This window comes from Saccharomonospora iraqiensis subsp. paurometabolica YIM 90007, from assembly GCF_000231035.2.
GTDB classification, from domain to species: Bacteria; Actinomycetota; Actinomycetes; order Mycobacteriales; family Pseudonocardiaceae; genus Saccharomonospora; species Saccharomonospora paurometabolica.
Window position 1 is genome coordinate 79,751 of the sequence record NZ_KI912259.1, and the last position, 3,670, is coordinate 83,420.

Genomic DNA, 3,670 nt, shown 5'->3' on the forward strand with positions numbered 1-3,670 from the left:
CGGTGACGTCGGTGTCCGGCCGCGCCGCCGCCCACAGCGCCGCCGCGGCCCCCGTACCGAACCCGAGGTAGCCGATACGGGGAGCTCCCCCGTCGGAGGACGGTTCCCCGGCGGCGGGGCGACACTCGGGGCGCGCCCGCAACCACGCGGTCACGGCGGCCAGCCGGTCGCCCAGCAGTTCGACGTCGAACACCGTGCCCCGGTCCAGCTGCTCCCGGTGTCCGAGCAGGTCGATCACGAGGGTGCCGAGCCGGGCCTGCCGCAACAGGTCGGCGATCCGGCCGATGCGTGGGCTGTTCCGGCCGTCGCCGCCCGCGTGGATCAACAGCACCATCCCGAGCGGGTGGTCCGGCACGGTGAGGCGTCCCGCGAGTGGCACCATGCCCGCGAACACCTCGACCTCCTCGTCCCGCGCTCGCGGAGCGTCCCCGTCCGGGGAAGGACTCTCCGGGTCGGACGCCGCTCCGTCCGCGGTGACGGGGGCGGGCCGGGTGTCCGGGCGGTCCAGCAGCGCGACCACCTCCTCGTCGCCGATCTGCCGGAAGTCGTCGTACCACTGGCCCACCGCGGTGAAGAACGCGGGCCGCTGAAGGCACACCACCTCGTCGGCCTCCGCCCGCAGCGCGTCGACCGCCCCGGGGGCGCCCACCGGGACGGCGAACACGACCTTGCGCGCGCCGTGCGCGGCCACCACCTGGCAGGCGGCCCGTGCGGTGGAGCCGGTGGCCACCCCGTCGTCGACGATCAGCACCACCCGCCCGTACAACGACACCCGGGGGCGGTTCTGCCGGAACCGGCGCGCGCGCCGTTCGACCTCGGCGCGTTCCCGCGCCTCGACGCCCTCCAGCTCGGCGGGGGTCACGTCGGCGAGCCGCACGGTGTCGGCGTCGAGCACGCGGGCCCCGCCCTCGCCCACCGCGCCCATCGCGAACTCGGGCTGGAACGGCACGCCCAGCTTGCGCACCACCACGACGTCGAGTGCGGCGCCGAGCGACCGCGCCACCTCGTGGGCGACCGGGCCCCCGCCCCGGGGCAGGCCCAGCACCACGACGTCCTCCCCGCGGTAGCGGTCGAGCTCCGCGGCCAGGCGGCGACCGGCCTCGGCCCGGTCGGTGAACGACATGGCCTCATCCTCGCCGCGGGTGTCGGCCGGTGGGTAGGGACGTTCGGCCCCGCACGCCGGTGGCCGGACGGATCGGGGGCGGACCCCGGACGGTGAAGGTCCCGGCCGCCGTGGATCCTCCGGCCCACCCACCCGGGGTCGGGATGCCCCTGTGGCACGCCGGAGGGCGGGGCGACGATGGGGGCGACGATCCCGGCCCGCGCGCCGGGCCGCACACCGCGACACAGGCACGGGCACCATGACCTCCACGGTCACCCTCCTCCTCACCGGCGACGTGATGCCGGGCCGGGGAATCGACCGGATCCTGCCGCACCCCGGCGACGCCGAGCTGCGGGAACCGCACGTGCGCGACGCCGGCTTCTACGTCCGCGCCGTGGAGGAGCGCAGCGGCCCGCTGCCGCGCCCGGTGCCGTTCGCCTGGCCGTGGGGCGCCGCGCTCGCCGCGATGGACGTCGTCCACCCGGACGCGCGCATTGTGAACCTGGAGACCAGCGTGACCCGCAGCCGCCGGTTCGCGCGCGGCAAGACGATCCACTACCGGATGCACCCGGACAACCTGCCGATGCTGCTCGCCGCGCGGCCGGACGTGTGCGTGCTGGCGAACAACCACGTGCTCGACTTCGGCCGCAGCGGGCTGGTGGACACCGTCACCGCGCTCACCCACGCCGGGGTGGCCGCACCGGGCGCGGGCCACGACGCCGCGCAGGCGGCCCGCCCCGCCACGGTGCCGCTGGGGCAGGGACGGCGGCTGCTCGTGTTCGCCGCGGGCTCGGCGACCAGCGGCATCCCGGAGGACTGGGCCGCCGCGCCCGACCGGCCCGGCGTGCGCCTGCTGCCGGACCTGTCCGCCGCCGGGGCGGAGGAGATCCTGGCCGAGGTGGCCGCCGTCCGACGGCCCGGGGACGTGGTCGTGTTCTCCGTCCACTGGGGAACGAACTGGGGCTACCAGGTGCCCGCCGAGCAGGTGCGCTTCGCCCGCACCCTCGTCGAACACGGGGTGGACCTCGTGCACGGGCACTCGTCGCACCACCCCCGGCCGATCGAGGTGCACCACGGCAGGCTCATCCTCTACGGCTGCGGCGACCTGCTCAACGACTACGAGGGCATCAGCGGCTTCGAGCGCTACCGGGGGGATCTGCGCCTGCTGTACGCGCCGACGCTGGACGCCGACACGGGCGAGCTGACCGGGCTGCGACTGTTGCCGTTGCAGTCGCGGCGGCTGCGGTTGCAGCCCGCCGGATCGCGGGACCGGGGGTGGCTGGCCGCGGTGCTGGGGGCGAGCAGCGAACCGTTCGGCACCCACGTCGACAGCCACGACGAGGAGAACGTGTTGACGGTGAGTTGGGCGCGGCGACCGTCGCCGTCCCGGTGAGCGTGCGCGCGGCCCGTTTACCGGAGGCCTCTTCCGGTGATCCCGCGACGGCGAACCACGACCACCCGAGGAGTGAGAGAACCATGCCCGTGGCCGAGATGGTGCGGACCTACCCGGGCGATCTGGGTGGGCTCGACCGCGACGCGCTGGTGCGGTGTATCGAGGAGTGCGTGGCCTGCGCGCAGGCCTGCACCGCGTGCGCCGACGCGTGCCTGTCCGAGTCGGACGACATGCTGCCGCAGCTGCGTAAGTGCATCCGGACCAACGCCGACTGTGCCGACGTGTGCGAGACGACGGCGCGCGTGCTGTCCCGGCACACCGGCTACGACGCCAACCTCACCCGGTCGGTGCTGGAGGCGTGCGCGGTCGCCGCCCGCACGTGCGGTGACGAATGCGAGTCGCACGCCGCCCACCACGAACACTGCCGCGTGTGCGCGGAGTCGTGCCGACGCTGCGAACGGTCCTGTCGGGAACTGCTGGACACGCTGGGCCGCGGCGCGGGCGGTTGACGCGGGGAGCGCAGGGGTGCGGCGGCGTCAGTCGTCGTCGCCGTCTCCGCCGTCCTCATCCCTCTTGTCCTTGCCGTTCTCGTCCTTCTCTTTCTTCTTGTCCTTCGCCTTTTTGTCCTTTTTGTCGTCCTCGTCCTTGTCGTCCCCGTCCTTGTCGTCCTTCGGTGGGGCGGTGGTCTCGCTGTGCAGGACCGTGTCGGTGCGCAGCAGCACCGTGCCGTCCAGCCGCACCAGTTCGTGCTGGTGGAACTCGGTGACGGTGCTGTCGTCGCGCATCCGCATCCGCAGACCGACGTGCACGGAGTCGTCCCCGGTCATCCGCGGTTCGGACAGGACCTCCAGTTTCCGAACCTTGCTCCACCGGTCGTCGAACGTCTCGCGCCCCTCGGCACGCAGTTCGGGGCCGAGCCGTTCCCACGCGGCGTCCCGGCTGTCGGGCAGCAGTGCGTAGTAGTCGGCGACCGCCTGCCGGGCCTGTGCCGCGCTCACCGTGGGGGACGGGGAACTCGACGAGGGTGGCGTACTCGACGGCCCGGCGGCGGTGGTCGGGTCGTCGTCCCCCGATCCGACAATGAGCGCGGTGACCAGCACCCCGATCGCCACCACGGCCCCCACGGCCGCGAGCAGCGGGCCGCGCCCGCGTCGCGTTCCGGAGGGCGGCGGGGC

3 protein-coding genes and 1 pseudogene are annotated in these 3,670 nt (G+C 74.3%); 2 read left to right on the forward strand and 2 right to left on the reverse strand.

Going from position 1 to position 3,670, the window contains the following annotated elements; all coding sequences use genetic code 11:
* The coding region (locus SACPADRAFT_RS29140) for a phosphoribosyltransferase family protein (protein WP_007026899.1) at positions 1 to 1,123 on the reverse strand (1,123 nt) is incomplete at its 3' end.
* A 238-nt stretch (positions 1,124 to 1,361) separates the two neighbouring features.
* Between SACPADRAFT_RS29140 and SACPADRAFT_RS0221275 the strand changes: the two genes are divergently transcribed.
* Both SACPADRAFT_RS0221275 and SACPADRAFT_RS0221280 read left to right on the forward strand, forming a co-directional pair.
* Positions 1,362 to 2,495: a CapA family protein gene (locus tag SACPADRAFT_RS0221275; RefSeq protein WP_007026900.1), complete on the forward strand. Its 1,134-nt coding sequence runs from the start codon at positions 1,362 to 1,364 to the stop codon at positions 2,493 to 2,495.
* Positions 2,496 to 2,578: 83 nt separating this feature from the next.
* On the forward strand, positions 2,579 to 3,004 hold the full coding sequence (locus SACPADRAFT_RS0221280; RefSeq protein ID WP_007026901.1) for a four-helix bundle copper-binding protein: 426 nt from the start codon (positions 2,579 to 2,581) through the stop codon (positions 3,002 to 3,004).
* Positions 3,005 to 3,031: 27 nt separating this feature from the next.
* Here the strand turns inward: SACPADRAFT_RS0221280 and SACPADRAFT_RS34225 are convergent.
* Positions 3,032 to 3,670: pseudogene (locus tag SACPADRAFT_RS34225) on the reverse strand (serine/threonine-protein kinase); the annotation flags it as partial.